Source organism: Promicromonospora sp. NPDC060204, from assembly GCF_042728455.1.
Classification (GTDB): domain Bacteria; phylum Actinomycetota; class Actinomycetes; order Actinomycetales; family Cellulomonadaceae; genus Promicromonospora.
Genome location: NZ_JBHWZO010000451.1, coordinates 1 through 1,840 on the forward strand (window position 1 = coordinate 1; position 1,840 = coordinate 1,840).

General features: G+C 73.1%; 2 protein-coding genes. Both read right to left on the reverse strand.

The window, feature by feature from the left end:
* Positions 1-30 precede the first annotated feature (30 nt).
* Positions 31-468 carry a VOC family protein gene (locus ACFWEJ_RS28590; protein WP_377232538.1) on the reverse strand — a complete coding sequence of 146 codons (438 nt, stop codon included), beginning with the start codon at positions 466-468 and terminating at the stop codon, positions 31-33.
* 40 nt (positions 469-508) lie between these two features.
* The gene (locus ACFWEJ_RS28595; protein WP_377232539.1) at positions 509-1,795 is read right to left on the reverse strand and encodes a homoserine O-acetyltransferase; all 1,287 of its coding nucleotides are present in this window, start codon (positions 1,793-1,795) and stop codon (positions 509-511) included.
* Positions 1,796-1,840: the final 45 nt, after the last annotated feature.

Here is a 1,840-nt window from a genome sequence, read left to right on the forward strand (position 1 = left end):
GCGGGCCAGGTAGGTTGAACGGACGAAAGATCACCCGGCGGACTGCTCCGTCCCGATGTCGAACATCCAGGAGATCCCGAACTTGTCGGTGAGCGCCCCGTAGTAGTCGCCCCAGGGCGCGAGCTCGAGCGGCTGGCCCGGGGTCGCGCCGTCGGACAGCTTCTCGTAGGCGCCCTTGATGTAGTCGTGGTCGTCCGGGCCGCCGGTCAGGGAGACGGTGACGCCGCTGGTGGGCGCCACGTACTCCATGAACGACGGCGTGTCGGCCGCCATGATCGTGAGGTTGCCCGGGGCGTCGAGCTGCCCGTGCATGACGAGGGCCTTGTCCTCGTCGGGGGTCGGCATACCCTCCATCGGGTTCTCGCCGAAGGTGCTGACGGTGAGCTCGCCGCCGAGCACGGACCGGTAGAAGTCCAGGGCGTCCTTGGCCTCGGACTTGAAGCTGAGGTACGGATTGAGCTTTGCCATACGGCCACGCTAAGCCTGTGTCCGACGGCGCGCGCGACGGCTACCCGAGGAACTCGCTCACCATCGGGCCGATCTGGTCCGCCTCGACCAGGAACCCGTCGTGCCCCACGTCGCTCGTCACGATCCGCAGCGACTCCGCCTGCGGGATCCAGCGGGCCAGCCGCGCGGACTGGGCGGGCGGGAACAGCCGGTCGCTGTCCACCGCCACCACCAGGGTGCGCGCGGTGATCTGGCTCAGCGCATTCTCGACGCCGCCGCGGTCGCGGCCCAGGTCGTGCGACAGCATCGACTCGGTGAGCACCAGGTAGGAGTTGGCGTCGAACCGGCGCGCGAGCTTGTCGCCGTGGTGCTCCAGGTACGACTGCACGGCGAACCGCCCGCCCGCGAACGGGTCCTCGCCGCCCTGCGGCAGGCGCCCGAAGCGCTGGTCGAGCTCGTAGCCCGTGCGGTACGTCGTGTGCGCGATCTGGCGGGCGATGCCCAGGCCGGTGTGCGGGCCGTCGTCGTCGGCCGCGTCGTAGTAGTCGCCGTCGCGGAAGCGCGGGTCCACGCGGATCGCGGCGAGCTGCGGGTGCGCCCACGCGATCTGGTCCCCGCCGGTCTGGGCGGTGGTCGCGATCGCGGCGAGGTTGCGCACGGGGACGCCGGACTCGGGCCCCAGCAGCGCCCACTCCAGCACGCGGAGCCCGCCCATCGAGGCGCCGATCACGAGGTCCCACGACCGGATCCCGAGCTCGCGGGTCAGCGCGATCTCCACGGCCACCTGGTCGCGGGTCGTGATGTAGGGGAAGCGGCCGCCCCACGGGCGCCCGTCGTCCGCCGTCGACGACGGCCCGGTCGTGCCCTGACAGCCCCCGAGCGCGTTGGGCGCCACCACGAAGTACCGGTCCGTGTCGATGGGCCGGCCGGGGCCGACCATCTGGCTCCACCACCCGGGGGTCACGTGCCCCGTCCCGGCCTCGCCGGTCACGTGCGAGTCGCCCGTGAGGGCGTGCAGCACGAGCACGGCGTTCGAGCCGTCGGCGTTCAGCGTGCCCCAGGTCTCGTAGGCCACGCGGACGGCGGGCAGGCGGCCGCCGGCCTCCAGCTCGAACGAGCCGACGTCGGCGAACTGCCGGCGCCCGGGGTCGTCACCCTCGCGCCACGCGCCGCTCGGCGGCACGGGCGGCTTGCTCCGGGCGCGCGAGGTCTCGACGGGCCCGGCCGGGCCGGGCGTGGCGACGTCGCCCCCGCCGTGCGTGTCCTCCCGCACGGAGAACGGGACGCTCGTGGTGCGGATGCTCGGGTCAAGGGCACCGTGAGCGGCCTTCGGGGTGGTGACGGCCATGGCTCCTCCTGCGGCTCGGGGTGGTGGGCGGGCACCGGAGGGTTC